The sequence below is a fragment of the Streptomyces echinatus genome (genome assembly GCF_014203595.1).
Classification (GTDB): domain Bacteria; phylum Actinomycetota; class Actinomycetes; order Streptomycetales; family Streptomycetaceae; genus Streptomyces; species Streptomyces echinatus.
The window spans coordinates 199,150-224,140 of record NZ_JACHJK010000015.1 but is presented as its reverse complement, the minus strand read 5'-3'; the positions used below and the strand labels follow the sequence as shown (position 1 = coordinate 224,140).

General features: G+C 72.2%; 23 protein-coding genes and 1 pseudogene. 12 read left to right on the top strand and 12 right to left on the bottom strand.

Annotation, left to right across the window (positions count from 1 at the left end):
* Positions 1 to 65: 65 nt before the first annotated feature.
* The 3 genes from FHS34_RS33725 to FHS34_RS33715 all read left to right on the top strand — a co-directional run bounded on the left by FHS34_RS33725 (position 66) and on the right by FHS34_RS33715 (position 2,614).
* The gene (locus FHS34_RS33725; RefSeq protein WP_184972594.1) at positions 66 to 1,445 is read left to right on the top strand and encodes an amidohydrolase; all 1,380 of its coding nucleotides are present in this window, start codon (positions 66 to 68) and stop codon (positions 1,443 to 1,445) included.
* 195 nt (positions 1,446 to 1,640) lie between these two features.
* Positions 1,641 to 2,285 carry a DUF899 domain-containing protein gene (locus FHS34_RS33720; RefSeq protein ID WP_184972592.1) on the top strand — a complete coding sequence of 215 codons (645 nt, stop codon included), beginning with the start codon at positions 1,641 to 1,643 and terminating at the stop codon, positions 2,283 to 2,285.
* Positions 2,286 to 2,437: 152 nt separating this feature from the next.
* Positions 2,438 to 2,614, top strand: coding sequence for a DUF8839 family protein (locus FHS34_RS33715; protein WP_184972590.1), 177 nt, complete (start codon positions 2,438 to 2,440; stop codon positions 2,612 to 2,614).
* A 52-nt stretch (positions 2,615 to 2,666) separates the two neighbouring features.
* Here the strand turns inward: FHS34_RS33715 and FHS34_RS33710 are convergent, their stop codons facing one another.
* From FHS34_RS33710 to FHS34_RS42865, 3 genes and pseudogenes are all read right to left on the bottom strand, one after another.
* A complete protein-coding gene (locus FHS34_RS33710) occupies positions 2,667 to 4,724 on the bottom strand; it encodes an ABC transporter ATP-binding protein (protein WP_225817753.1) in 2,058 nt (685 codons plus the stop codon).
* A gap of 471 nt (positions 4,725 to 5,195) precedes the next feature.
* Positions 5,196 to 5,618 (bottom strand): hypothetical protein, encoded by a 423-nt coding sequence (locus FHS34_RS33705; protein ID WP_184972699.1) that lies wholly within the window; start codon positions 5,616 to 5,618, stop codon positions 5,196 to 5,198.
* A gap of 338 nt (positions 5,619 to 5,956) precedes the next feature.
* Positions 5,957 to 6,643, bottom strand: a pseudogene (locus tag FHS34_RS42865) (ATP-binding protein); the annotation flags it as partial.
* Between the two features lie 189 nt (positions 6,644 to 6,832).
* Between FHS34_RS42865 and FHS34_RS33695 the strand changes: the two are divergent.
* From FHS34_RS33695 to FHS34_RS33685, 3 genes are all read left to right on the top strand, one after another.
* The gene (locus FHS34_RS33695) at positions 6,833 to 7,693 is read left to right on the top strand and encodes a Sco1979 family transcriptional regulator (RefSeq protein WP_184972586.1); all 861 of its coding nucleotides are present in this window, start codon (positions 6,833 to 6,835) and stop codon (positions 7,691 to 7,693) included.
* Complete coding sequence (locus tag FHS34_RS33690; protein WP_184972584.1) at positions 7,694 to 7,948, top strand: DUF397 domain-containing protein; 255 nt, start codon at positions 7,694 to 7,696, stop codon at positions 7,946 to 7,948.
* Positions 7,949 to 8,060: 112 nt separating this feature from the next.
* Positions 8,061 to 8,870: an SAM-dependent methyltransferase gene (locus FHS34_RS33685; RefSeq protein ID WP_184972582.1), complete on the top strand. Its 810-nt coding sequence runs from the start codon at positions 8,061 to 8,063 to the stop codon at positions 8,868 to 8,870.
* A gap of 369 nt (positions 8,871 to 9,239) precedes the next feature.
* Here FHS34_RS33685 and pdxR read toward each other — a convergent pair whose 3' ends face one another.
* Positions 9,240 to 10,712, bottom strand: coding sequence for a MocR-like pyridoxine biosynthesis transcription factor PdxR (gene pdxR, locus FHS34_RS33680; RefSeq protein ID WP_184972580.1), 1,473 nt, complete (start codon positions 10,710 to 10,712; stop codon positions 9,240 to 9,242).
* Between the two features lie 46 nt (positions 10,713 to 10,758).
* Between pdxR and FHS34_RS33675 the strand changes: the two genes are divergently transcribed.
* Complete coding sequence (locus tag FHS34_RS33675) at positions 10,759 to 11,277, top strand: carboxymuconolactone decarboxylase family protein (protein ID WP_221509789.1); 519 nt, start codon at positions 10,759 to 10,761, stop codon at positions 11,275 to 11,277.
* A 52-nt stretch (positions 11,278 to 11,329) separates the two neighbouring features.
* Here the strand turns inward: FHS34_RS33675 and FHS34_RS33670 are convergent, their stop codons facing one another.
* From FHS34_RS33670 to FHS34_RS33660, 3 genes are all read right to left on the bottom strand, one after another.
* Entirely contained in the window at positions 11,330 to 12,817 is a 1,488-nt protein-coding gene (locus tag FHS34_RS33670) for a glutamate synthase subunit beta (protein WP_184972578.1), read from the bottom strand.
* A 244-nt stretch (positions 12,818 to 13,061) separates the two neighbouring features.
* Positions 13,062 to 13,541, bottom strand: a complete 480-nt coding sequence (locus FHS34_RS33665; protein WP_184972696.1) for an anthrone oxygenase family protein — start codon at positions 13,539 to 13,541, stop codon at positions 13,062 to 13,064.
* Between the two features lie 109 nt (positions 13,542 to 13,650).
* Positions 13,651 to 14,346, bottom strand: coding sequence for a DUF2293 domain-containing protein (locus FHS34_RS33660; RefSeq protein WP_184972576.1), 696 nt, complete (start codon positions 14,344 to 14,346; stop codon positions 13,651 to 13,653).
* A gap of 256 nt (positions 14,347 to 14,602) precedes the next feature.
* On the opposite strand from FHS34_RS33660, the gene FHS34_RS33655 reads away from it, so the two are divergent.
* Positions 14,603 to 15,244 carry a nucleoside/nucleotide kinase family protein gene (locus FHS34_RS33655; protein ID WP_184972574.1) on the top strand — a complete coding sequence of 214 codons (642 nt, stop codon included), beginning with the start codon at positions 14,603 to 14,605 and terminating at the stop codon, positions 15,242 to 15,244.
* 85 nt (positions 15,245 to 15,329) lie between these two features.
* Here FHS34_RS33655 and corA read toward each other — a convergent pair whose 3' ends face one another.
* Positions 15,330 to 16,457 carry a magnesium/cobalt transporter CorA gene (gene corA, locus FHS34_RS33650; protein ID WP_184972572.1) on the bottom strand — a complete coding sequence of 376 codons (1,128 nt, stop codon included), beginning with the start codon at positions 16,455 to 16,457 and terminating at the stop codon, positions 15,330 to 15,332.
* A gap of 177 nt (positions 16,458 to 16,634) precedes the next feature.
* Here corA and FHS34_RS33645 point away from each other — a divergent pair, with 177 nt between their 5' ends.
* Complete coding sequence (locus tag FHS34_RS33645; RefSeq protein WP_184972570.1) at positions 16,635 to 17,429, top strand: methyltransferase domain-containing protein; 795 nt, start codon at positions 16,635 to 16,637, stop codon at positions 17,427 to 17,429.
* A gap of 201 nt (positions 17,430 to 17,630) precedes the next feature.
* Here the strand turns inward: FHS34_RS33645 and FHS34_RS33640 are convergent, their stop codons facing one another.
* Both FHS34_RS33640 and FHS34_RS33635 read right to left on the bottom strand, forming a co-directional pair.
* On the bottom strand, positions 17,631 to 18,566 hold the full coding sequence (locus FHS34_RS33640; RefSeq protein ID WP_184972568.1) for a carbohydrate kinase family protein: 936 nt from the start codon (positions 18,564 to 18,566) through the stop codon (positions 17,631 to 17,633).
* Positions 18,551 to 19,459 carry a pseudouridine-5'-phosphate glycosidase gene (locus tag FHS34_RS33635; protein WP_184972566.1) on the bottom strand — a complete coding sequence of 303 codons (909 nt, stop codon included), beginning with the start codon at positions 19,457 to 19,459 and terminating at the stop codon, positions 18,551 to 18,553. Before FHS34_RS33635 ends, FHS34_RS33640 begins: the two co-directional genes overlap by 16 nt.
* Positions 19,460 to 19,561: 102 nt before the next feature.
* On the opposite strand from FHS34_RS33635, the gene FHS34_RS33630 reads away from it, so the two are divergent.
* Positions 19,562 to 19,993 carry a VOC family protein gene (locus tag FHS34_RS33630; RefSeq protein WP_184972564.1) on the top strand — a complete coding sequence of 144 codons (432 nt, stop codon included), beginning with the start codon at positions 19,562 to 19,564 and terminating at the stop codon, positions 19,991 to 19,993.
* A gap of 53 nt (positions 19,994 to 20,046) precedes the next feature.
* Here FHS34_RS33630 and FHS34_RS33625 read toward each other — a convergent pair whose 3' ends face one another.
* Both FHS34_RS33625 and FHS34_RS33620 read right to left on the bottom strand, forming a co-directional pair.
* A complete protein-coding gene (locus FHS34_RS33625) occupies positions 20,047 to 20,601 on the bottom strand; it encodes a methylated-DNA--[protein]-cysteine S-methyltransferase (protein WP_184972562.1) in 555 nt (184 codons plus the stop codon).
* Between the two features lie 40 nt (positions 20,602 to 20,641).
* Positions 20,642 to 21,514: a glycerophosphodiester phosphodiesterase gene (locus FHS34_RS33620; RefSeq protein WP_184972560.1), complete on the bottom strand. Its 873-nt coding sequence runs from the start codon at positions 21,512 to 21,514 to the stop codon at positions 20,642 to 20,644.
* A gap of 279 nt (positions 21,515 to 21,793) precedes the next feature.
* On the opposite strand from FHS34_RS33620, the gene FHS34_RS33615 reads away from it, so the two are divergent.
* Both FHS34_RS33615 and uvrB read left to right on the top strand, forming a co-directional pair.
* The gene (locus FHS34_RS33615) at positions 21,794 to 22,663 is read left to right on the top strand and encodes an MHYT domain-containing protein (protein ID WP_184972558.1); all 870 of its coding nucleotides are present in this window, start codon (positions 21,794 to 21,796) and stop codon (positions 22,661 to 22,663) included.
* Positions 22,664 to 22,712: 49 nt separating this feature from the next.
* Complete coding sequence (gene uvrB, locus FHS34_RS33610; protein WP_184972556.1) at positions 22,713 to 24,860, top strand: excinuclease ABC subunit UvrB; 2,148 nt, start codon at positions 22,713 to 22,715, stop codon at positions 24,858 to 24,860.
* Positions 24,861 to 24,991 lie beyond the last annotated feature (131 nt).

The window sequence follows — 24,991 nt, the reverse complement described above, 5'->3', positions numbered from 1 at the left end:
CAGGTCCGCGACCGGATGCGCGGTTCGGCTCACACCGCCGTACGACCGGGCCGTACGTTGGGTTCATGACTCCCGCCGGGCCCCCGAGCGCCGCTCCCGCCGACCTGGTCGTCACCGGCTGCACGGTCCTCGTCCACGAGGGGCACGACGACGCGGAACGGATCGGTTTCCGGCGGGACGCCGCCCTCGTCGTCCGCGACCGCGTGATCGACGCGGTCACCACCGCCGCCGCGGCGCGCGAGGTGCCGGCCGTGACCCGGATCGAGGCGCAGGGCCAGGTCGCGCTGCCGGGACTCATCAACTGCCATACGCACGCACCGATGGTGGCCCTGCGCGGACTCGCCGAGGACCTGCCGGTCGAGCAGTGGTTCAACGACGTCGTCTGGCCCGTGGAGACCAACCTCACCGAACGGGACGTGGAGCTGGGGGCGCGCCTCGCCTGCGCCGAGATGATCCGGGGCGGGGTGACCTGCTTCGCCGACCACTACTTCCACATGGACACGGTCGCCGCCGTCGTCGCCGAATGCGGGCTGCGCGCCCACCTCGGCGCCGCCTACTTCTCCAGCCAGGGACCCCGAGGGCGGGAGGCCTCGCTGGACTTCGCGCTCCGCCTGCGCGGTGCCGCCGGCGGCCGCATCACCACCGCTCTCGCCCCGCACGCCCCCTACACCGTCACCGACGCCGACCTCACCGCCACGGCGGAACTCGCCCGCGAGCACGGCCTGCCCGTCCACATCCACGCCGCCGAGAACCGCGACCAGACCGACACCAGCCTCGCCCGGTACGGCCTCACCCCCATCGAGGTACTGGACCGCACCGGGCTCCTCGGCACCGACCTGCTCATCGCCCACGGCACCGGCATCCTGGAGCGGGACCTGCCGCTGCTGGAACGCACGGGCGGCCGTACGGCGGTGGCCACCGCGCCCCGCGGCTACCTCAGGTTCGCCTGGCCGACGACCACTCCGGTACGGGCCCTGCGCGCGGCCGGCGTCCCCGTGGGCCTCGCCACGGACGGCGCGGCCTCCAACAACTCCCTCGACGTGTGGGAGGCGATGACACTGACGTCCCTGACGCAGAAGTCCGCCGAGGGCGACTCCCGTTGGCTGACCTCCCGTCAGGCCCTGCACCACGCCACGGTGCAGAGCGCCCGAGCGGTCGGGCTCGGGGACCGGGTGGGCACCCTGGAGCCCGGCCGGCGCGCAGACTTCGTCCTGGTCGACCTCACCGGCCCGCACACCCAGCCGGTCCATGACCTCGCCGCCACCCTGGTGCACAGCGCCCGTGCCTCCGACGTCCGCACCACGGTCGTCGACGGCCGCGTCCTGATGCGGGACCGCGAACTCCTCACCCTCGACGTGGCAAAGACCGTGCGGGAGTTGTCGGGGCGGCTGCCCGCGCTGACCTCGCGCGACCACGGGCGGCGCGTCCAGGAGTACGACACCTGAGCCGACCGCCCGGCGTCCGGCAGCGGACGAGTCGGCCGACGGGCGGCGGGCGGCGGGCGGCGGGGAGGGCGAGCCGGCCGAGCCTGGCCGAAAGCGTGCCTCTGAGGGCTGGCCGAAAAATTCTCTCCGCCCGGCGATGAGTTCCGCTCCCGCCGACGGTCACCACCCCGGACCGACCGTCGGACAGGAGAGCTCATGTCGTTTCCGGAGATCGTCTCGCGCGAGCAGTGGCGCGCGGCGCGCGAGGAGTTGCAGCGCAAGGAGGAGGCGGTCAGACGGGCGCGCGAGGTCCTGGGCGCGGAACGCCGGCGACTGCCCATGGTCGAGGCCGACCCGGAGTACGTCTTCGAGGGCGGCGACGGCAAGGCCACCCTCCTGGACCTCTTCGAGGGGCGGGCCCAGCTCGTCGTCCACCACTTCATGTTCGCCCCGGAGTGGGAGGCCGGCTGCCCGTGCTGCGCGGCCTTCCTGGACCAGGTCGGCCACCTCGCCCACCTGCGTGCCCGGAACACCTCCTTCGCGGCCGTCTCCCGGGCGCCGTTCACCCGGATCCTGCCGTTCAAGGCGCGGATGGGCTGGGCCGTGCCCTGGTATTCCTCCTCCCACAGCGACTTCAACCGCGACTTCGAGGCCACCGTCGAGTCGGGCGACGACCTGGCCGAGCGCCCCGGCCTCAGCTGCTTCCTGCGCGACCACGACCGGGTGTTCCACACCTACTCGGTGTACGAGGGCGGGCTGGACGGACTGGGGACGACCTCGGCCCTGCTCGACCTGACCGCGCTCGGCCGCAGCCCCGCCGGCAGCGACCGGCTCCGCCTTCACGACGAGTACGATTTCTGACACGGAGCGTGCCATTCGTGTCACAAGGTGAACGGATCCTCACGGTCCGCTCCGAACCGGTGTCGAGAATGTCTCAGTCATGTCACTGAGCGAGGCGTTTCCCCCCTCCAGAGCGTTAACTCCTACACGAACGACGCTTCTGGAGGTGCGAGATGGTGAACGGGCGAACGGTGCTCGAACGCTTTCCCGCCGGCGGTCCGCGGGGCTCCTGGCCCGCCGAGGAGTTCGCGCACGCGCGGCGTCAGGAAGGCCTGCCCGCCGAGGTCGTCATGGACCTCGCCACGGACACGTTCCTGGTGATCGTCCGCGGGGGCGGCGGCACCGAGTGAGCCGGCTCCGGGGCCGGGGTACCGGGACGGGGCGGGGCCCGGGTGGAGCGGCTCAGGCCGGCTTCGGCGCGGGTACCTTGCGGTCCGCCGGTGGACGCGGTGGCGTCGAGGGCGGTGCCGATGCCGATCCGGCCGTCCCCGACCCCGCCGTGAACTGCTGTGCCTGGAGCGAGTACAGCTCGGCGTAGACACCGCCTCCGGCCAGCAGTTCCTCCGGGGTACCGGACTCCACCAGGCGCCCCTGTTCCAGCACATGCACCAGGTCGGCGTGCCGGACAGAGGCCAGCCGGTGGGTGATCAGCACGACCGTCTGCCCGCCGCCCGCCAGTGCCCGGATCTTCTCGAAGACCTCCAGCTCGGCCCGCGCGTCCAGCGCCGCCGTCGGCTCGTCCACGATCAGGATGTTCCCGCGCCGGTAGGCGGCCCGGGCGATGCCCAGCCGCTGCCACTGGCCGCCGGACAGTTCGTGCCCGCCGCTGAAGTTCCGGGCCAGCAGCGTGTCCAGACCGCGCGGCAGATCCGCGACCACCTCCTCGGCCCCCGCCTCGGCGATCGACGCGGCCAGACGCTCCTCGGTCATCGGTGCGGTGGAGCGGCCGACGGCCACGTTCACCCGGGCGGTGAACGGCCAGCGCTTGAAGTCCTGGGCCACCATCGCGATGCGTTCGGCGAGCCGCCGCCGGTCGGCGCGCGCGGCGTCGACGCCGTCCCACAGGATCCGGCCCCGGTCCGGCGTGTACAGCCCCGCCAACAGCTTGACCAGCGTGGTCTTGCCCGAGCCGTTCTCGCCGACGAGCGCGATGATCCGGCCGAGGGGGAGGGTGAGGGAGACGTCGTCGAGGGCGGGACGGGGGACCTGCGGACGGGAGTCACCCGAGTGCGCGTCCGCCGGCTCCGGGTGCGCGTCGTGCGGATAGCTGAAGCTGACGTTCTCGAAGCGGATCTCCTTCGGGTCCTCCGGCAGCGGCTCCCCGCCCGCCGGGATGGCCCGCTCGGCCGCCTCGGCGTACAGCCGCTGCAGATCGCCCACGAACAGGGCCTCCTCGTGCAGCTGGTTGATCTCCAGCACGAGCGTGTCCAGGCTCGCCGCACCCGTGCGGATCGCGATCACCGCCGTACCGGCCACCGACAGGGCCATCGCGCCGCCCAGCAGCAGCGCGCCCAGCGTCGCGTACGTCGCGAGGGTCGCGAGGCCCGTCCAGGCCGCGGCGATCAGACCGGTCCGGGCGGCCAGCCGGGACAGCCGGGCCTGCTCCGCCTCCGCGGTCTCCGACATGGACCGGAAGTGGCGCAACAGGAACGGGCCCACCCCGTGCACCCGGATCTCGGGGGCCGCGGCCGGCTCGGTGAGCAGGCTGCTGATCAGCTGGCCGGCCCGGGCGTGCTGCACCCAGGTGTGGAAGGACTCGTAGCGCCGCCGGGCGTTGGTGAGCGCGCTCCAGGCGCTGGGCAGGGTCATGGTGACCAGCAGGGGCAGCAGCGCCGGATGCAGCACGGTGAGTACGCCCGCCGCGGCGACCAGCGAGATCATGGCGTTGATGACCCGGGCGCCGTAAGCGATCATGTGCCGGGCGGACCGGGCGCCGTACTGGGCGGTGTCCAGCAGTTTGTGGAAGGCGTGGTCCTCGATCGCGGCCAGCTCGACGTTCGCCGCGCGCTCCAGGTACAGCTCGGTCGCCACCCGCTCCACCTTGGGCTCCAGCCGTCCCGTGGCGTAGGTCGAGGCGGCCCGCAGCAGCGCGGCGACCAGCATCACGGCGGCCATCACGACGAGGGCGGGGCCGGCCGAGCGCAGCCGCTGCTCGATGTCCGCGCCGGTGAGCAGCTTGCCGAGCGCGTTGTTCACGGCCAGCAGACTCACCGCCTGGGCCATGCCCCGGCTCACCTCGGCGGCCAGCACCACACGTGCAGCCCGCGCGTCGGCCTGCCGGGCCAGCCGCAGACTGGACGCCAGCATGCCGGGCAGCCGCAGCAGCATGGCCCGGAAGCTCAGCGTGAGGAAGGCGTCCGCGTGCTGGTTCCAGCCCATGTCGTACCGCAGCGGCCCGCCGAACAGCAGCCTCTCGGACGCCGACACCGCAGGGTCGGCCGCCTCCCGCCTCTTTCTCACCGTGACCTCCCGGACCGCGACGGAACGGCCACTATCGCGGCCGGGGCGGCGCTTTGGCAGGGCGCGAGGGAACGCACGAGGGGCGCGACGGGAGCGCGGTCCCCGCGGCGGTGGGCGGCCGAACGTGGGTCGTGCGGCGGGGGCGTGCGGAGCGTGGCGCCCGGTGACGGCGGGTGGGTGAGGCGTGTGCAGTGACTGCGGCTGGGTGAGGCCGGCGCGGTGACGGTGGGTGCGTGAGGCCCGGGTCGCGCTGCGGTGCGGACTGGCCACGGGGCTGGGTGGGGGCGGCCGGTGGTGGTCGCGGGGGTGGGCGCGGGCGGCCGGTGGTGGCGGTGGGGCTGATGTGGCCGGGCGGCCGGTGGTTGCCGTGAGGCTGGGGGCGGGGGACCGGTGGTTGCCGTGAGGCTGGGTGCGCCCGCGAGGACCGTGGTGGCGGACCCCCGGCGGGGGCGGTGGCGGTGGGCGTGGCGGTTACGCCGATACGGCGCGCGACCAGTCCGGAGTCGTGTCCGTCACCCGGCACAGGGCCAGGTACAGCGGGATCGGCGGGGTGTACGGGACCGTGCCCTCGGGGCGGTGGATCAGCCGGGCGGCACCGGTGACCAGGGCGCCCGCGGCGTACTGGGCCGGGGCCGGCCAGGGCAGGGCGTAGTCGGAGTCCGACGGAACGATCCACCACCAGTGCGAACCGTCGGTGTACACGCATCCCACCCGCGGCAACCGGGGTACGACGAGCGGGCCGAGGCGGTCGGGCACGGCGACGGCGTCATAGCCGAGCGGAGCCGTCATGCCGTCCGGCAGCGGCAGACGACGGCCCGGATCCGGGGCCGGGCGCCGGCGCTGCAGGCGCACGAGGGTGTTCAGGCCGATGGCGTGCTCCTGGCCGGTACGCATGTGGGGACCGATGACGTGCTCCTGTCCGGCTCCGGTGCCACCGGGCTGTCCGGCGTCGCCGGCGCCCGTCACGCCCGCTCCCCGCGAGGGCGCTGCTCCGGAGCGCGGTACGGGTGCCGCTCCGGCGCCGTGTGCCGGTGCTGCTCGGGACGCGTGACGTGCCGGTGCTGCTCGGTGGGGGTGGCGTGTGGATGCTGCTCGGGGTGTGCGGCGTGTCTGTGCTGCTGGGGGAGCGCCGCGTGCGGGTGCTGCTCGGCATGCGCGGAGTGCGGCTGCTGCTCGGCATGCGCGGGGTGCGAGTGCTGCTCCGGACGGGTGGACCGGTGTCGCTCCACCGCCCCGTGCCGGTGCTGCTCAGGCGACCGCCCGCTCGCCTCGGCCGACTGGTCCTCGTCGGAGTCGACCGGGCGACCCGGCTTCGGGCGGGCACCCCAGCCGAGGTCGCACCGCGCCTCGCCGGTGTCTCCGGCCGCTTCGGTCCGGCGGGGCAGTTCCGCCCAGACCAGCAGGCCGGGGCCGTGCTCCTGGGCACCCCAGGCCCGGCACAGCGCGTCGACGAGAAGCAATCCCCTCCCGTGCTCCTCGTCGGGTCGCTGCGGTGACGGGTGGGGTTCGCCAGGAGCACAGCCCTCGTCTCGTACGGCTATGCGCACCATGCCGTCGTGGTCGTGCAGTTCGCACACGACCCGGCTGCTCGCTGTGTGCACGATCGCGTTGGTGACCAGTTCGGACACGACCAGGGCCGCGTTGTCACAGGTGTCCGCGCAGACCGACCAGCCGGACAGCCGGGCGCGCGCCAGATTTCTCGCCCGGGCCACGGAACCCGGATGCGCGGCCAGCTCGAAGCGGAACCTGTGCTCGGCGGCGCCGCCCTGGGGGACTGCTCGCTCCCCCACGCTCGAACCGGTCGACGCGGTGGGACCCCGGTCGGCGCCGAGACCGGAACGGTCTGCGGCGGCGTCTGTTCCTAAAGGCGCGGACGGAATCACGCCTGCCACTATCTCCCTGCCGCGGACACTTGGCAAGAGTCACTCTGAAAATTGCAGAGTGCGGTGTGACTCGGTCAGAGGCCGTGGCACACTGCACGCAACAGCACCTCGCGCGGCGCCAATTGGAGTCGTCGGAGATCCGACCCGATCTTCGAATGAACCTTCGAATGGCGCCGTAGGGCTGTCAGGAATCCTTCGGTGGAGGCTTACGGTGGAGGTGGGAGCGTGAGCGAACCGCGGTCCGCGCCGACGGTGGGCCAGGTGGTCCTCGGCCGGCGCCTGCTGGACCTGCGGGAACGCGCCGGTCTGAAGCGTGAGGAGGCCGCCCGCGTCCTCCGCGTGGCTCCCGCCACCGTCCGCCGCATGGAGATGGCCGAGGTCGCCCTCAAAATCCCCTACCTGCAACTGCTGCTGAAGGCGTACGGCGTCCCCGAGGACGAGGCCGAGCTCTTCGTCCAGCTGGCCGAGGAGGCGAACCGGCCCGGCTGGTGGCAGCGGTTCCACGACATCCTGCCGAACTGGTTCTCGATGTACGTCAGTCTCGAGGGCGCGGCCGGTCTCATCCGCTCCTACGAGCCGCACTTCGTCCCCGGCCTGCTGCAGACCGAGGACTACGCCCGCGCCGTGCTGAAGTCCGGTGCCATCGGCCAGACGAGCCCGGAGGACATCGAGCGGCATGTCGCGCTGCGCATGCAACGCCAGGACCTGCTCACCCGCCCCGACGCCCCCCGCTTCTGGGCGGTGATGGACGAGACCGCCCTGCGCCGCCCGGTCGGCGGACCGGAGGTGATGCGCGCGCAGATCGACAAGTTGCTCGAGGCCACGAGGCTGGCCCATGTGACGCTCCAGGTCGCCCCGTTCGCCGACGGGCCGCACCCGGGAACGTACGGGCCCTTCGTGCTGTTCCGATTTGCCATGTCAGAACTGCCGGACATGGTCTACAGCGAGTACCTGACCGGCGCCGTCTACCTGGACGCGCGCACCGAGGTGGCGACCCACCTGGAGGTCATGGACCGCATGGCGGCGCAGGCCGCAACGGCACAACGCACGAAGGAGATCCTCCGGGATCTCCGCGAGGAGCTGTGAATGGACCGCATCAGGCCGCGCGGACGCGTCTACAACGGCATGCCCGCACGGGAGTTGGGCAGCGAGGGGTGGCACAAGCCCTGGAGCGGCGGCAACGGAGGGAACTGCCTGGAGGCGATGAAGCTGGCCGACGGCCGGATCGCGGTGCGCCAGTCGACCGACCCGGACGGGCCGGCGCTGATCTACACCAGGGACGAGATGACCGCCTTCATCGAGGGCGCCAAAGCCGGGGAGGCCGACTTCCTGCTGTCCTGAACACATCCGTGGCCGGGCACCGGGGCCGTGGACGGTTTTTGTCTTTTGCTCAACTTCCTTATCGTGTCAGTGACTTGATCTTCCAGTGTGTCCGACGCTTACGGAGTGCCGCATGACAGGCCAGGACACGACGGCCATCGGGATCGACACCAGCAAGCCGCATCCCGCGCGGATGTACGACTGGTACCTCGGCGGCAAGGACAACTACCCCGTCGACGAGGCGATGGGCCGGCAGATGCTGGCCCTGGAGCCCCGGGTGCCGGTGATGGCCCGGGTCAACCGCGCGTTCATGCACCGCGCCACGCGCTGGCTGGCCCAGCAGGGCGTACGGCAGTTCCTGGACGTCGGCACCGGCATACCCACCGAGCCGAACCTGCACCAGGTCGCCCAGCGGATCGCGCCCGACGCCCGGGTCGTCTACTGCGACAACGACCCGATCGTGCTGGCCCACGCGGCCGCCCTGCTGCGCAGCACCCCGGAGGGTGTCACCGAGTATCTCCAGGCCGACGTGCGCGACCCGGGCGCGATCATCGAAGGCGCCGGGCGGATCCTGGACCTCGGCCGGCCGGTCGCCCTCTCCCTCGTCGCCCTGCTGCACTTCATCTCCGACGAGGACGGCGCCCACGACCTCGTCTCCCGGCTGCTGTCCGCCCTGCCGTCCGGCAGCTACCTGATGATGACCCACGCCACCGCCGACTTCACCCCCGAGGAGTCGGCGACGGCCACCGAGAACCTGAAGACCGCCGGCATCACCCTCGCCCTGCGCACCCGTGAGGAGGTCGCCCGCTTCTTCACCGGCCTCGAACTGGTCGACCCCGGCGTGCGGGTCGTGCACCAGTGGCATCCCGAACTGGGCGAACCGGTGCCCGGCCAGGACGACGGCGTCATTCCGGGGTACGGAGCGGTGGCGCGCAAGCCGTGAGCCGGCGGGGACGCGTGAGCGGCAGGACGGCGGTGGCGCGCCGGCCGTGAGCCGGCGGTGGGGCGTGAGCCGTGGCACGCCCGCGAAATCGGGCTGCGTGGCACGTGCGCTCCGCCTACGGTGGTTCCCGGTTCAGGTGCGCAGGCAGCGGATCCTTCCTTCGTCAGTACTCGCTACCCCCCGGCCGGCCGGTACCACTCCGGCAGGCCGGATCAATGCCGTGCCCGGCTTCGACGCCGGTCATCGGCACGCGGGTGTTCACGTCACCGCCGCCGATCCCCGATCTCTGAACCGGCCCGCGCCTGTCCCGCGGCCGGCCCGCCCGTGCGGGCCCCGTTGCGGGACGTCAGGGCACCCGTTCCCCCGGGCTCACGCCGGCGGGAGCGCCTCGCACAGCGCCTCCAGGGCGGCCCCGTAGGCGTGTTCGGCCGGGGTCGCGTACCCCACCACCAGTCCGTCGCCGACGGCCGTCGGGCTCTGCGGATGCCGGAACGCGGCGAGACCGTCGAGGGCGACGCCCTGCCACCTGGCGGCCTTCACCGTCGACCGTTCCGTGCCGGGCGGCAGCCGCAGCACGGCGTGCAGCCCCGCCGCGATGCCCGTCACCTCGATGTGCGGCGCCTGTTCGGCGAGCGCGGCGACGAGCCGGTCACGCCGGCGCCGGTACGACTGCCGCATGCGCCGCACATGACGGTCGTACGACCCACAGGCGACGAAGTCCGCGAGAGCGAGCTGGTCCAGGACGCTCGCCCACGCCTCCCGCTCGCCCTTCGCCGCCAGCACCGGCTGGACACAGTGCTGCGGCAGGACCATCCAGCCCAGCCGCAGTGCCGGTGACAGACTCTTGCTGACCGACCCGATGTGGATCACCCGCTCCGGATCGAGACCCTGCAGCGCGCCCACGGGCCGCCGGTCGTAGCGGAACTCGCCGTCGTAGTCGTCCTCCAGCACCACCGCCCCCCGCGCGCGTGCCCAGTCGATCACCGCCGCCCGGCGTTCCGGGTGCAGCGGGCCGCCGGTCGGGAACTGGTGCGCGGGCGTCAGCAGCACGGCCCGCTCGCGCCCGAGCCCCTCCACCCGCGCCCCGTCCTCGTCGAGCGGCAGCGGTACGGTGCGTGTCCCTGCCGCCGCGAGCAGATCACGGTGGAAGCCCAGCCCGTACGCCTCCACGCCGAGCGGACCGCGCAGCACCCCGCCCGCGGCCGGCCCGTCCTTCGTGCCCCGGCCGAAGAGGAGCCGCAGCGCGTGCGCGAAGCCCGAGCAGATCACGATCCGGTCCGGCTCGGTACGCACCCCACGCGCGCGTGCCAGGTATTCGGTCAGTGCCTGGCGCAGCTCCAGGCGCCCGGCGGGATCGCCCGGCCCGAACGCCTCGCTCGGCGCCGCCTGCAGCGCCCGGCGGTACGAGGCCGTCCAGGCGGCCCGCGGGAAGGCCGACGCGTCCGGCGTGCCCTGCCGCAGGTCGTGCCGCGGGCCCCGCGCGCGCAGCGGCGCCCGCACGGGCGTCCGCGGGTTCTGCCGCGACGGCCCGGCCTTCCGCCACGGCCCGGAAGCCGTGGAAGGCAGCCCCATGGCGACCCGGGTCCCGGAACCCTGCCGGGCGGTCAGCCAGCCCTCCGCGACCAGTTCCGCGTAGGCGTCGGCCACCGTGTTGCGGGCCACGCCCAGGTCGGCGGCGAGCGACCGGTACGGGGGCAGCCGGGTGCCCGGCGCCAGTCGGCCGCTGCGCACGGCCTCCCGCAGCGCCCCGGTCAGCGCCGCCCGCCGGCTCCCGGGTCCCGACAGCTCCAGATGCAGGTCGGACCCGACCCGCTCCGCTGAATTGACCCATGATTCCATCATGGAGATGCACCCTACAACCGGTCTTTCCGCCTCGTAGATTCAAGGCATGACGACGAACACGAACGCCGCCGCCACCGACATCACCACCGGGATCGCCGCCGCCGAGGCCGTCCGCAGCCGCCTGGACTTCGCCAAGTCCGCACCGAAGGTCTTCCGCGCGATCATCGGCCTCGACGCCGCCGCCCGCGCCGGCCTCGACCCGGCCCTGGTCGAACTGATCCAGATCCGCGCCTCCCACCTCAACCACTGCGCCTACTGCCTGCACATGCACACCAACGACGCCCGCAAGGCAGGCGAGAGCGAGGACCGGCTCCACATGGTCGCCGTCTGGCGCGAGGCCCGGCACTTCTTCACTCCGAAGGAACAGGCCGCCCTCGCCCTGACGGAGGCGGTGACCCTCGTCGCCGACGGCGGCGTTCCCGACGCCGTCTACGCCGAGGCCGCCGCGCGGTTCGAGGAAGAGGAACTGGCTCAGGTACTCTCCCTGATCCTCGCGATCAACACGTGGAACCGCGTCGCCCTCGCCACGGGGAAGATCGCGGGCACGGACGAGCGCACCGCCTGACCACCCCGCCGGCGGCGGTGGCCCCGGCCCGCCCCGACCCCTCGGGCACGGCTCAGACCACCATCGGCCGGTCCGTGGGCGTGATCGGGGCCGGGAGCCGGGAACGCCCCGTCAGATAGCGGTCGACGGCCGCCGCGACCGCCCGTCCCTCCGCTATCGCCCACACGATGAGCGACTGCCCGCGCGCCGCGTCACCGGCGGCGAACACCCCGGGGACGTTGGTCGCGAAGCCGTCGTCCCGGGCGATCGTGCCGCGCGGCCGCAGCGCCAGCCCCAACTGGTCGATCAGCCCGTCCTCCCGCGTGGGCCCGGAGAACCCGAGGGCGAGCAGCACCAGGTCGGCCGGGAGCGTCCGCCCGGTGTCCGGCACCGGAACCCGCCGCTCGTCCACCTCCACCAGATGCAGTGACCGCACCCACCCCCTCTCGTCCCCCGTGAAGCGCAGTGTGGACGCCGCGAACAGCCGCGCGTCCGCGTCCGCCGCCGGCGCCGTCCGCAGCTCCCCCGCCTCCTCGTGCGCGGCCGACAGCCGGTAGATCTTCGGGTACGTCGGCCACGGCTCGCTGTCCTCGTCGCGCTCCGTGTCCGGCTGCGCGTAGATGTCCAGCTGGCTCACGGACGCGGCCCCCTCGCGCACCGCGGTGCCCAGACAGTCCGCGCCGGTGTCCCCGCCGCCCACGATCACCACGTGCTTGCCGGCCGCCGACAGCGGCGAAGCCTCCAGATCCCCCTCACGCACCCGGTTCGAAAGCGGCAGATACTCCATCGCCTGGTGTATCCCGTTCAACGCGCGGCCCGGCACCTGGAGTTCCCGCCACGCCGTCGCACCCGTCGCGATCACCACCGCGTCGTACCGGGTGCGCAGCTCCTCCGCCGGAACGTCCCGGCCGACCGCCGTCGAGGTACGGAACTTCGTCCCCTCGGCCCGCATCTGCTCGATGCGCCGTTCCAGATGCCGCTTCTCCATCTTGAACTCGGGGATGCCGTACCGCATCAGCCCGCCGATCCGATCGTCCTTCTCGTACACCGCGACCGTGTGCCCGGCCCGGGTCAGCTGCTGCGCCGCGGCCAGTCCGGTGGGCCCGGAGCCGACGACGGCGACCGTCTTCCCGGACAGCCGCTCGGGCGGCCGGGCCGGAGTGAACCCCTCCTCCCACGCCTTGTCCGCGATGGCGCACTCGACGTTCTTGATGGTGACGGCCGGCTGGTTGATCGCCAGTACACACCCCGCCTCGCACGGCGCCGGGCACAGCCTGCCGGTGAACTCGGGGAAATTGTTGGTGGCGTGCAGCCGGTCGCTCGCGGCCCGCCAGTCCTCCCGTGAGACCAGGTCGTTCCACTCGGGGATGAGGTTTCCCAGCGGGCAGGCCTGGTGACAGAACGGGACGCCGCAGTCCATGCAGCGGTCGGCCTGCTTGCTGATGATGGGCAGCAGCGCTCCCGGGACGTACACCTCGTCCCAGTCCCGCACCCGCTGCTCGACGGGCCGCCGCGGCCACTCCTGGCGCGGCGTGGTCATGAACCCCTTGGGATCGGCCATGGCGTCTTCCTCGCGTACGGGCACCGGTGGCACCGGGTGTACGAAGGGCCGTGCGTCTTCGGGCGGCACTCTTTCGGCCACGATACGTCCCCGCCGACAGCCGCGCAGAGTGGCGGACAGCGCTTTCTCCCGGGGTTTCCTCAGCACGGGACGGGCCGGCTCCGGGAGGTTCTCAGCCGACTTCCAGGGTCGGCGGCGCCCGGTGGGCTCGGTGAGCCTGCGTGCGACCGCGTGCGCCCGAGAATCAGGCGAGCGCCAGTATGTAGACGAGGGACGCCGCGGCCGAGGCGACGGTCCGGACGTGGTTCCAGAACGTCCATTCGCGTACATACGCCGGCCAGTAGTCGGCGGCCTCCTGCGCACCTGGCGAGAGTCCGGCCAGCCGGTCGTTGCGGGGAACGTTCGCGACGATCGTCAGCCCGAACGAGCCGGCCAGGTACAACGCGCTGCCCAGCAGCAGCTCCACCGTCCCCTCGTCCGGCCACACGACGAACGTCACCACCGCGATCAGCGCACTCAGCGCCGCCGATCCGGCGAAGACGGCCATGAAGGCCGGCCGGACGGCCGCGACGTTGATCGCGTTCATCGCCGCGACCCCCTGCGAGGGCGGCAACGCCGCCAGCCCCCGCATCACGAAGGTCGAGAACCCGCAGAAGACACCGGCCACCAGCCCGGTCCCCACAATCCCCACCACGACCAGCACGAAGAACGGCCCGTCGATCATCTCCACGCCCCCATTCCACTCCACCCGGCCCAGTCTCCGGCACGGGTCGTCCCCTCCGCGCCGGTCCGGCACGGATCTTTCCCTACGGGCCGGTCTTCTCCCCGCGCACTCAGCCCGCGTCCTCCCCGGCTCCCTGCCAGCCCCGCAGCACGCTCTCCACGGCCGGCGTGATCCGGCGTCGTGCCTCGAACCGAGGCACCCCGGCCATCAGCAGCTGGTCGTACGCCGTGTCCACATGCCGTACGGCCGCCACGACCGCCGAGATCACCGCCCCCTCGGTCAGCGCCCGCCCGGCCGCGCTGCGCCCGACCCGCCCGCTGCCCCGCACCGAGGCGTGGGCCGCGATCGCCCGGGCCCGCTCGGCCGGACACCCGGGGAACAGCCGGAGGATCTCGGCGGTGAACGCGGCCGCGAACCGCTCGTCCTCCCCGGCCCTGCGCCGTGCGTCCCGGGCCCGCCGCCGACGCCGTGCCTCCGCGTCCGCGAGACAGCGCGCCTCGGCCCGGGCCAGCGCGGCCTCCTCCACGAGCACGCCCTGGCGTTCGTAGCGGCTCCTGCGCCGGTTGAACCGCACCACCACCGCCGACAGCGTGCTCTCCTCCCGCGATCTGCGCGTCAGGGCCGTGTCGCCGCGCGGCAGGAACACCAGGTGCCCGAGGTCGGCGCAGTCCAGACACCGCGGTGCTCCCTCCTCCAGCACCAGCAGCGACAGCGGACCTCGCAGGCAGCCGGCACACCGCTTGCGCTTCAGCGGCTGGACGACGACAAGCCGGCCGGGGGAGTGGGGAGTCGTGGGTAGCGCCATACGCGGTACTTTCCCCGTCCCCGCCCACGCCTCCCGCCCCCGCCCGCACCTTCTCCTCCTCCCGTCCTTCTCTTCCACTCGTCCTGCTCTTCGGGTCCCGCACGCCCCCTCTGCTCTTGAGCCGACGGAACTAGTCCTTGCCCTCCCGGAAGTTGAATGCCTGCCCTGCCCGCCCTGCCCGCCCTGCCCGCGGCCCGCCGCGCGGCCGGCCCCCTTGCCTGACCGCCCTCGCCGGTCTCCCGGGCGGCCCGGCATCATGGGCTCTGTGCGACTCGAAGCCATCACCTGGGACCGGCTGGCCGAGCGGCTCGCCGACCGCCTGGCCGGTGCCGCCCCGGCCGACGGAGGGAACTGGCAGCGCGCCGGCTTCGATGGCGCCCCTGCCTCACATCCGGGAGACCTCGCCGCGCGTGTCGGGGAGGCGCTGCGGGTGCGCGGCCGCCCCTCGCTCGTCATCGGTACCGAGGGATTCCTGCGCCCGGCCTCGCTGCGGCTGGAGCACGGGCACCGGGACGAGGAGTCGTACTACAGCGGGTGGTTCGACACGGGCGCCCTGTGGCGCGAGGTCTTCGGACCGCTCGATCCCGGAGGCAGTGGGCGGATCCTGCCCGACCTGTGGGATCCGGACACGGACCGGGCCACACGCAGCCCCTACGTCCAACTCCCTCCCGGCGGAATCCTGCTGCTCCACGGCCCCCTCCTCCTGCGCCACTGGTTCCCCTTCGACCTGACCGTGCACCTCCTCCTCTCCCCGGGTGCCCTGCGCCGCCGCACCGCCGAGGCCGACCAGTGGACCCTCCCGGCCTTCGAGCGCTACGGCGCCGAGACCGACCCGAGCGCGACGGCGGACGTCCTGGTCCGCGCCGACGACCCGCGCCACCCCGCCTGGAGCGGCTGATCCGACGGGGCGGAACCCTCGGATCCGGCTCGGCTCGCGGGCCATGGCGCCGGTGCGTGGGCCCGGCTCAGGTTTCCCTCCGGCTTCAGAGCCAGCCGTTGCGCCGGAAGCCCCGGTACAGCGCCAGACACGCCCCCGCCATCACGGTCATGATCAGCGGGTAGCCGAACTGCCAGTGCAGCTCCGGCATGTGGTCGAAGTTCATGCCGTACACCCCGCACACCATCGTCGGCACGGCGATCACCGCGGCCCAGGCCGTGATTCTCCGCATGTCCTCGTTCTGCGCGACGGTCACCTGCGCCAGATGTGCCTGCAGGATGGAGTTGAGCAGTTCGTCGAACGCGGCGATCTGTTCCTTGGCCCGGATCAGATGGTCGAGCACATCCCGGAAGTAGGCCTGTATCTCCGGGGCGACGACCCGGATGGGCCGGGTGGCCAGGTCCTCCACGGGGCGGCCCAGCGGCACCACCGCTCGCTTCAGTTCCAGCAGTTCACGCTTCATCTGGTAGATGCGGCCCGGGTCGAGACGTGCCCCGTTCTCCGAGAACACCTCCGTCTCGACCTGGTCTATGTCGGCCTGCACCGCGTCCGTGACGTTCAGATAGTCGTCGACCACGTGGTCGGCGATCGCGTGCAGTACGGCTGCCGGCCCCTTGGCGAGCTGGAGCGGGTCCGCCTCCAACTCCTCGCGCAGCGGGCCGAGTGAGCCGTGCCGTCCGTGCCGCACCGTGATCACGAAGTCCTCGCCGACGAACACCATGATCTCGCCGGTGTCCACCACCTCGCTGGTCGCCGTCAGCTGCTCGTGCTCCACGTAGCAGACGGTCTTGAACACCGTGAAGAGCGTGTCCCCGTAGTGCTCCAGCTTCGGCCGCTGGTGAGCCTCGACCGCGTCCTCCACCGCCAGCGGATGCAGGTCGAACAGCTCGGCGATCCCCGCGAACTCCCGGTCCGTCGGCTCATGGAGCCCGAGCCAGACGAAACCCTCGCCGGTCTTGCGCACCAGCCGTACGGCATCCACCAGGTCGGCACACCCCGGCACGCGCAGGCCGTCCTGATACGTCACGCAGTTCACCACCGATGAGCCCAGGGGCGACCTGGCGGGATGGCTCAGGTCCACGCGCGGCCGCCGCCGGGCCAGCCGCGCCACCTTGCGCAGGCCGCCGACCCTGCTCAGCCCCGTGACCTTCCGCAGATTCCCTGCCATGGACATCCGGATCTCCTCGTGTGGATCTCCTCGCGTAACGCTTCCGCGCCTTGCTCCGCAAGTCTGCCAGCCCCGGTCGATCTGCGGGCAAGCCTGTGGGAAGGGCGAGTTCCGCTTTGTTCCCGCCTGTGGATGAAGGGTCGGTCGAGGCGGACAACCCGGGTGACCGGGATGATCGGGGGCATGACGCCTTCCGACGGATACCTCCTGGACAACCAGCAGAACGAGGCAGGCCGGCGCTTCGACGCCTTCGCAGCCCTCTTCGACCCCACGACCTTCCGTCACCTCGAAGACCTCGGTGTCGGACCGGGCCGGCGCTGCTGGGAAGTCGGGGCCGGCGGCACCTCCGTCGTGTCCTGGCTCGCCGAAAGGGTCGGACCGGCCGGGCAGGTCGTCGCCACCGACATCGACACCTCACGGCTGACCCCCGCGGCCCGCCCGCCGGTGGAGGTCCGCGTCCACGACGTGGGCGCCGAGGAGCCGCCGGGGGAGGGCTTCGACCTGGTCCACGCCCGGCTGGTCCTCGTCCATGTACCCGACCGGGAACGGGCCTTGCGATCCATGATCAAGTCCCTGCGGCCCGGCGGACGACTGCTGATCGAGGACGCCGACCCCGCCCTCCAGCCCCTGATCTGCCCCGACGAGCACGGTCCCGAGCAGCGGCTCGCCAACCGGCTGCGCCACGGCTTCCGCAAGCTGCTCGCCGACCGCGGCGCCGACCTGTCCTACGGGCGCAAACTCCCGCGGCTCCTCCGGGAGGCCGGGCTGCGGGGCGTCGAGGCGGACGCGTACTTCCCCGTGACCTCGCCCGCCTGCACCGCCCTGGAGGCCGCGACGGTCCGTCAGATCCGGGACCGGCTCGTCGCCGCCGGCCTCGCCACCGACGCGGAGATCGACCAGCACCTGGCCGATGTCGAGGCCGGTTCCATGGACCTGGTCACCGCCCCGATGATCTCGGCCTGGGGCCGCAAGGAGTAGCTCCCGCACCGGCGGAATGGTCTCCCGCAGTGGGGCATGGGGAAGTGCCGGACCGTTTCGGCTGCCGTCGTACGGCCACCCGCCTTCGGAAGTGGGACGGCCACCTGCCTCCCTAAGTCGTACGGCCACCCACCTCCGGAAGTCGTACGGCCACCCGCCTCCGGAAGAGGAGTGACAGTGGCCTCCGGCGTTCGCCGCTGCCTAGCGTCCGTGGCCTCGGTGCGGTGGTCTGCCGCCCACCCGTCGCACCGCTTCCGCGCCCGCCCGGCAGCCCTGTGCCGCCGCCTCCTGCGGGGCCGCGCCCGCGAGCAGCGCGGCGAGGAAAGCACCGGTGAAGGCGTCACCCGCGCCCGTGGTGTCGCGGGGCGTAGCCGACTGGGCCGGCACCCGGGCCAGTACCGTGCCGGAACGCGCCACCAGCGCCCCGTCCGCCCCCGCCTTGGCCACCACCAGCGGCACGAGACGGCTCAGCTTGGCCGCCGCGTCCGCGGCATCCGGCAGCCCGGTCAGCAGACACGCCTCGTCCCGGCTGGGCAGGAGCAGGTCCAGCCCCTCCGCGAAGGCCAGGAAACGCTCCGCCCCCAGCTCCAGCAGGAAGCCGGCCGACGCCGGGTCCAGACTCACCGGCACGCCACGCGCGCGTGCCGCCGCGAGCGCCGTCCCGGCGAGCGCCCGGCTCGACTCCGTGAACAGCAGGTAGCCCGACAGATGCAGCCGGGCCACCCCGTCGAGCAGTGCGTCCGACCAGTCGGCCGGACCGAGCCGCAGGGACGCCCCGCTGTCCGTCAGGAACGTCCGCTCGGCCGCCGCGCCCGCGTCGACGAGACACACCACCGTCCCGGTCGCCGCCTCCGGATCCACCACCAGCCGCGGCCGCACCCCGCCCGCGACCAGCTCCCGCTCGTGCCACGCGGCGGCGTCCGCCCCCACCCGCCCCAGCAGCCTGACGTCCCCGCAGCCCGCGTGGGCCGCCCAGCAGGCGACGTTGGCGCCCGCGCCGCCCGGCAGCGTCCGGATCACGGCGGCCGTGTCGGTGCCGGCCGCCAGCGGTCCCCGGTGCCGGGCTACCACGTCCGTCACCACGTCCCCCACGACCAGCAGCGCTCCGTTCCGGGCGGTGCTCACCCCCTGGTCCACGCCGTGGCGATCCGCGCCGCCAGCCGGACGTTGCCGCGCACCGCCGCCAGGTTGGCGCTCAGCGAGGCGCCCTCCGTGTGCCGGACCAGGTAGTCCAGCAGGAACGGTGTCACCGCCTGACCGGTGACACCCTGCTCGGCGCAGGCCCGCAGCGCGTCGGCGAGCACACGTGCGTGCAGCCCGGGATCGAGTTGATCCGCCTCCGGGACCGGGTGGGCGACGATCAGAGCCGACTCCGGCACGCCCAGCCCGTCCTGGGCCCGCATCACGTCGGCGACCTGCTCCGGGGTGTCCAGCGTCCAGTCGACCGGATGCCCCGAGTCCGACAGGTAGAAGCCGGGGAACCGGTCCGTGCCGTACCCGGCGACGGCCACCCCCAGCGTCTCCAGCCGCTGCAGCGTCGCCGGCACGTCCAGGATCGACTTCACGCCCGCGCACACCACCGTGATCCGGGTACGCGCCAGCAGCCCCAGATCGGCCGACTCGTCCTGCGTCACCGTCCACTCCCGGTGCACACCGCCGAGACCGCCCGTGGCGAACACCCGGACCCCCGCCAGCGCGGCCAGCTGCGCCGTCGCCGACACCGTCGTCGCCCCGCTCGCTCCCGCCGCCACGGCGAGCGGCAGATCGCGGTGGCCCAGCTTGCGGATGCCGTCCTCGTTCGCGACCCGCTCCAGCTGCTCCTTGTCCAGTCCGACCCGGGGCCGCCCGTCGAGCAGGGCGACGGTCGCCGGCACGGCGCCCTCCCGCCGCACCATGTCCTCCAGCTCCAGGGCCACCTGCAGATTGCGGGGGCGGGGCAGGCCGTGCGCGATGATCGTGGACTCCAGAGCCACCACCGGCCGCCGCGCGTCGATCGCCTCCCGGACTTCTTCCGACAGCACCAGCACCACGTGTCCGCCTCCTGTCCGTCGGTCCCTCCCTCATCTCTGGCGGGCAGGGACCACGGATAAACCGCTTGTGCCTCATGGGCGGAGGACACCAGCCTGGGTCCCATGACGAAGAACACCATGCGTTTCGACCACCTCGTCCTGTGGGTGGCCGATCCGGTCGCCGCGGCCGCCTTCTACGAGACGGCCGTCGGTCTGGAGCCGATGAGAGTCGCCGAGTTCGCCGAAGGAAAGGTGGCTTTCCCCTCCATACGCGTCAACGAGGAGACCATCCTCGACCTCGCTCCGCACAGCTTCGCCCCACGGATGACGATGCTGCCCGGCTCGGTCGAGAGCGCGGGCCACCCGGTCAACCATGTCTGCCTGTCCCTGCCCGGGGACGACTTCGACGCCCTGCGCGCCCGTCTCGAGGAACACGGTGTCCCCGTGTCGGGCATCGACACCGGCCTGTCCGGCGCCCGCGGCGACGCCACGCGCAGCTTCTATTTCCGCGACCCCGACGGCAACGTCTTCGAGGCCCGGCACTACGAGGACTAAGGGTCTTTCGCCCGGCCTGAGCCGAACCAGAGCCGAAGCTGCGTCCCGGGCCGTCAGAACAGCGGCTCGGGCAGCACACCCTCCAGAGCGAGCAGCTTGCGCTTGGTCTCGAGACCGCCCCCGAAACCGCCGAGGCCACCGTCGCTCTCCACCACCCGGTGGCACGGCACCACCACGGGCAGCGGATTGGCCCCCATCGCCGCGCCGACCGCTTGGGCCCCGCCGGGCTGCCCCACGCGCCCTGCCAGATCGCCGTAGCCCACGACGGTGCCGTACGGCACGCCGGACGCCAGCTCGCGGAGCACCTGCCGGTTGAAGCCGGAGATCAGCGACCAGTCGAGCGGCAGGTCGAAGTCGTGCCGCTCGCCCGCGAAGTACGCCCGCAGCTGGCGTATCGCCTCCGCCAGCAGCGGTGAGTCCGGCTCCTCCGCCGGCCTGCCGCCCAGCCGGGCGGCCAGCCGCTCCAGCGCCTGGTCACGCACCGCGTCCGAGGCGTGGAAGACGACGTTGACCAGGCCGTCGCCGGTCGCCGCCAGCATCAGCGGCCCGATGTCCGTGCCGACCACGGCCCACACGACCCGCTGCTCGTCCTGCCCATGGCTGTCCATGCGCCCACGGTACGACCCGCCACTGACAACGCCCGCCGGCTCAGTCCGAACCCAGTGCCGCCCGCACCACGTCGGGCTTGTTGCTGATGACCCCGTCCACGCCGTAGCCCGCGGCCCTGCGGGCGGTGGCCGCGTCGTCCACCGTCCAGGCGAACACCCCGAGCGGCCGTCCGTGCGGCCCGTCGAAGGCATGCACCGTCGAGACGTAGCCCCGGGAGAGCGACCCGTACGACGGATTGATGAGATCCGTGAAGCCGGCGAACTGGTGCAGCTGCGCCACGGAGGGCTTGCCGAGGTAGGCGGTGGTGACCGCCGGCTTCAGCTCGTGCACGGTGCGCATGCTGTCGGCGCTGAAGCTCTGCACGATCAGCCGGCGCAGATGACCGCCGCTCAGCCAGCCCTCGTTGCCGAGAAGCTTCAGCGTCTGCTGCTCGATGCCCGGGTACAGCTCCGGGTTCTTGATCTCCAGGAGCAGTTTCTCGTGGTTGCGCTCGACCCGCCGCATGTACTGCTTCAGTGTCGGCACGCGCGCGCCCGCGTACGCGGGGGAGTACCAGCTGCCCGCGTCCAGCCGGGCGATCTCGGCGGCGGTGAAGTCCCGCACCTTCCACGGCGCCCGGCCGGGGAAGACGTCCTCGACGTTGGTGGTGCGCTGCAGGCTGTCGTCGTGCAGGACGACCAGCTCGCCGTCCCTGGTGCGCTGCACGTCGTTCTCGACCCAGGAGAAGCCCAGCTCGGCGGCCTTGTCGATGGAGGCCAGCGTGTTCTCGGGCGCGTACGCGGAGGCGCCTCGGTGAGCGATCACCGTGGGGACACCGTGCTCGCCCGCCCGGGCGTCGGAGCCGGGGCTCAGCAGGGCCGCCGCCGTCCCCAGGGCCGCGGCGACCGTGGCGGCGACTACGCGTACGTACATGCACACTCCTCGCGTCGAATGAATACCGACAGCCACCAGAGTGACACTTCAGGGTCAACGGCACCCGGGCGCACGATGGCCACACACTGAATGGAGATGTCCCAGACCACTCACCGGTGGCGCACATCTGGGGCAAGGCCGTGTTTCTTTGCCGGAAAATCGTTCGACCATTCCGGTGGGGGTCATACTCTCTGCGACAACCCTGACCGCCCGCGCGGTCCTGGGACGGGGGCATATTCGAGTTTTCCGGGACGCAAGAAGGCGGAAGGGCAGCCGCGGATGCAAGGCACGGTCGACGGATTCAGCTATGGGGCCGTCACCCCATTGGTGGCCTATCTGATGGCCTGCCTCGGCGGCGCCCTGGGTCTCCGCTGCACCACGAGGTCTCTGCTGGTCACGCACTCCCGGCGCCCCGCCTGGCTGGCCCTCGGCTCGGCGGCGATCGGTTCCGGCATCTGGACCATGCACTTCGTCGCCATGATGGGCTTCAGCATCGAGGAGACGCAGATCCACTACGACAAGCCGCTCACCTACGCGAGTCTCGGGCTCGCCATCGTGATGGTCGGCGTCGGGATCTTCATCGTGGGCTACCGGGGCGCCACCGGAACCCCGCTCTTCACCGGCGGCACGATCACCGGTCTGGGCGTCGCCTCGATGCATTACCTCGGCATGGCGGGTGTCAGTTTCCACGGGCGGTTCACCTACAACACGTTCACCGTCTCCGCCTCCGTCGTCATAGCCGTCGTCGCCGCCACCGCCGCCCTGTGGGCCGCCGGACAGGTGCGGGGCTTCGCGTGGAGCGTGGGCGCGAGCCTCGTCATGGGGCTCGCGGTCAGCGGCATGCACTACACCGGAATGGCCGCCCTGGGCGTCCACCTCGACGGTGCCTCCCACACCGCCGGGGGCGCGCCCGCGGCGTCCACACTCGCGCCGATGCTGATCGGCCCCCTCGCCTTCCTGCTGCTCGCGGGCGTCGTCGTGATCTTCGACCCGCTGATGGCCGTCGGCCGGCCCGCCTGGAGGCCCGTCGAGCACAAACCGGGCGTCCCGGCCACCGCCGCCGCCTCCCACACGGACCGTCGCCCCGCGCTCCACGAGGGCCGCAGGACGGCCCGACGGCCCGAGCACCACGGCTCCCGCACCCCCTGAAACCGCTGATCGGGACCCGTTGTCAGTGCGGGGTCGTACGGTGGATGACATGCGGCCCGTTTCCCACATCGAACGCACGGTGGCGCCCTTCGAGGTCGTCAGCCCCTACCAGCCCAGCGGTGACCAGCCGACGGCCATCGCCGACCTGGCCAAGCGCATCGAGGCCGGCGAGAAGGACGTCGTCCTCCTGGGCGCGACCGGCACCGGCAAGTCCGCCACCACGGCGTGGATGATCGAGAAGCTCCAGCGCCCCACGCTCGTGATGGCGCCGAACAAGACGCTGGCCGCCCAGCTGGCCAACGAGTTCCGCGAGCTCCTCCCGAACAACGCGGTCGAGTACTTCGTCTCGTACTACGACTATTACCAGCCCGAGGCCTACGTCCCGCAGTCCGACACCTACATCGAGAAGGACTCCTCGATCAACGAGGAGGTCGAGCGCCTGCGCCACTCGGCGACGAACTCGCTGCTCACCCGCCGTGACGTCGTCGTGGTCGCCTCGGTGTCCTGCATCTACGGCCTCGGTACCCCGCAGGAGTACGTGGACCGCATGGTCCCCCTCCGGGTCGGCGACGAGATCGACCGGGACGAACTGCTGCGCCGCTTCGTCGACATCCAGTACACGCGCAACGACATGGCCTTCAGCCGCGGCACCTTCCGGGTCCGCGGCGACACCATCGAGATCTTCCCGGTCTACGAGGAGCTGGCCGTCCGCATCGAGATGTTCGGCGACGAGATCGAGGCCCTGTCCACGCTCCACCCGCTCACCGGCGAGATCATCAGCGACGACCGGCAGCTGTACGTCTTCCCCGCCTCCCACTACGTCGCCGGCCCCGAGCGCCTGGAGCGGGCCGTCAACGACATCGAGAAGGAGCTGGGGGAGCGCCTCGCCGAGCTGGAGAAGCAGGGCAAGCTCCTGGAGGCCCAGCGCCTGCGCATGCGCACCACGTACGACATCGAGATGCTCCGCCAGATCGGCTCCTGCTCCGGCGTGGAGAACTACTCGATGCACTTCGACGGCCGCCTGCCCGGCTCTCCGCCCAACACCCTGCTGGACTACTTCCCGGACGACTTCCTGCTCGTCATCGACGAGTCACACGTCACGGTCCCGCAGATCGGCGCGATGTACGAGGGCGACGCCTCCCGCAAGCGCACCCTGGTGGACCATGGCTTCCGTCTGCCCTCCGCCCTGGACAACCGCCCTCTGAAGTGGGAAGAGTTTCAGGAGCGCATCGGGCAGACCGTCTATCTGTCGGCCACCCCGGGCGCCTACGAGCTGTCCCGCTCCGACGGCACCGTGGAGCAGATCATCCGCCCGACCGGCCTGGTCGACCCGGAGGTCGTGGTCAAGCCCACCGAGGGCCAGATCGACGACCTGGTGCACGAAATCCGTCGGCGCACCGAGAAGGACGAGCGGGTCCTCGTCACCACGCTGACCAAGAAGATGGCCGAGGACCTCACCGACTACTTCCTGGAACTCGGCATCCAGGTCCGCTACCTGCACAGCGACGTCGACACCCTGCGCCGGGTCGAGCTGCTGCGCGAACTGCGCTCCGGTGAGTACGACGTCCTGGTCGGCATCAACCTCCTCCGTGAGGGCCTGGACCTGCCCGAGGTGTCCCTGGTGGCGATCCTGGACGCCGACAAGGAGGGCTTCCTCCGCTCGGGCACGTCGCTGATCCAGACCATCGGCCGCGCGGCGCGCAACGTCTCCGGCCAGGTCCACATGTACGCCGACAAGATCACTCCGGCGATGGAGAAGGCCATCGACGAGACCAACCGCCGCCGGGAGAAGCAGGTCGCCTACAACAAGGCGAACGGCATCGACCCGCAGCCGCTGCGCAAGAAGATCAACGACATCGTCGCGCAGATCGCCCGCGAGGAGGTCGACACCGAACAGCTCCTCGGCTCCGGTTACCGCAGCACGAAGGACGGCAAGGGCGCCAAGGCCCCCGTTCCGTCGCTCGGCGACAAGGCGGCCAAGGGCGCGAAAGCCGGCAAGGCGGCCAAGACCGCCAAGGGCAAGGCGGTGCCCACGGACCGTCCGGCGGCCGAACTCGCGGAGCAGATCGAGGAGATGACCGAGCGCATGCGTGCCGCAGCGGCGGAGCTGCAGTTCGAGATCGCCGCCCGGCTGCGGGACGAGGTCTCCGAGATGAAGAAGGAGCTGCGCCAGATGCGGGAGGCCGGCCTGGCCTGAGCCTCGGCTGCCGACGCCGACCTCGGCATATCCGCCAAGTGTTGCAACACCGACACAAAAGCGCGGGCCGGGGTCGGCACTGTCAGTGGCCCTGCGTAGGGTTCTGGACAACCGCGCAGGGCACGGGAACG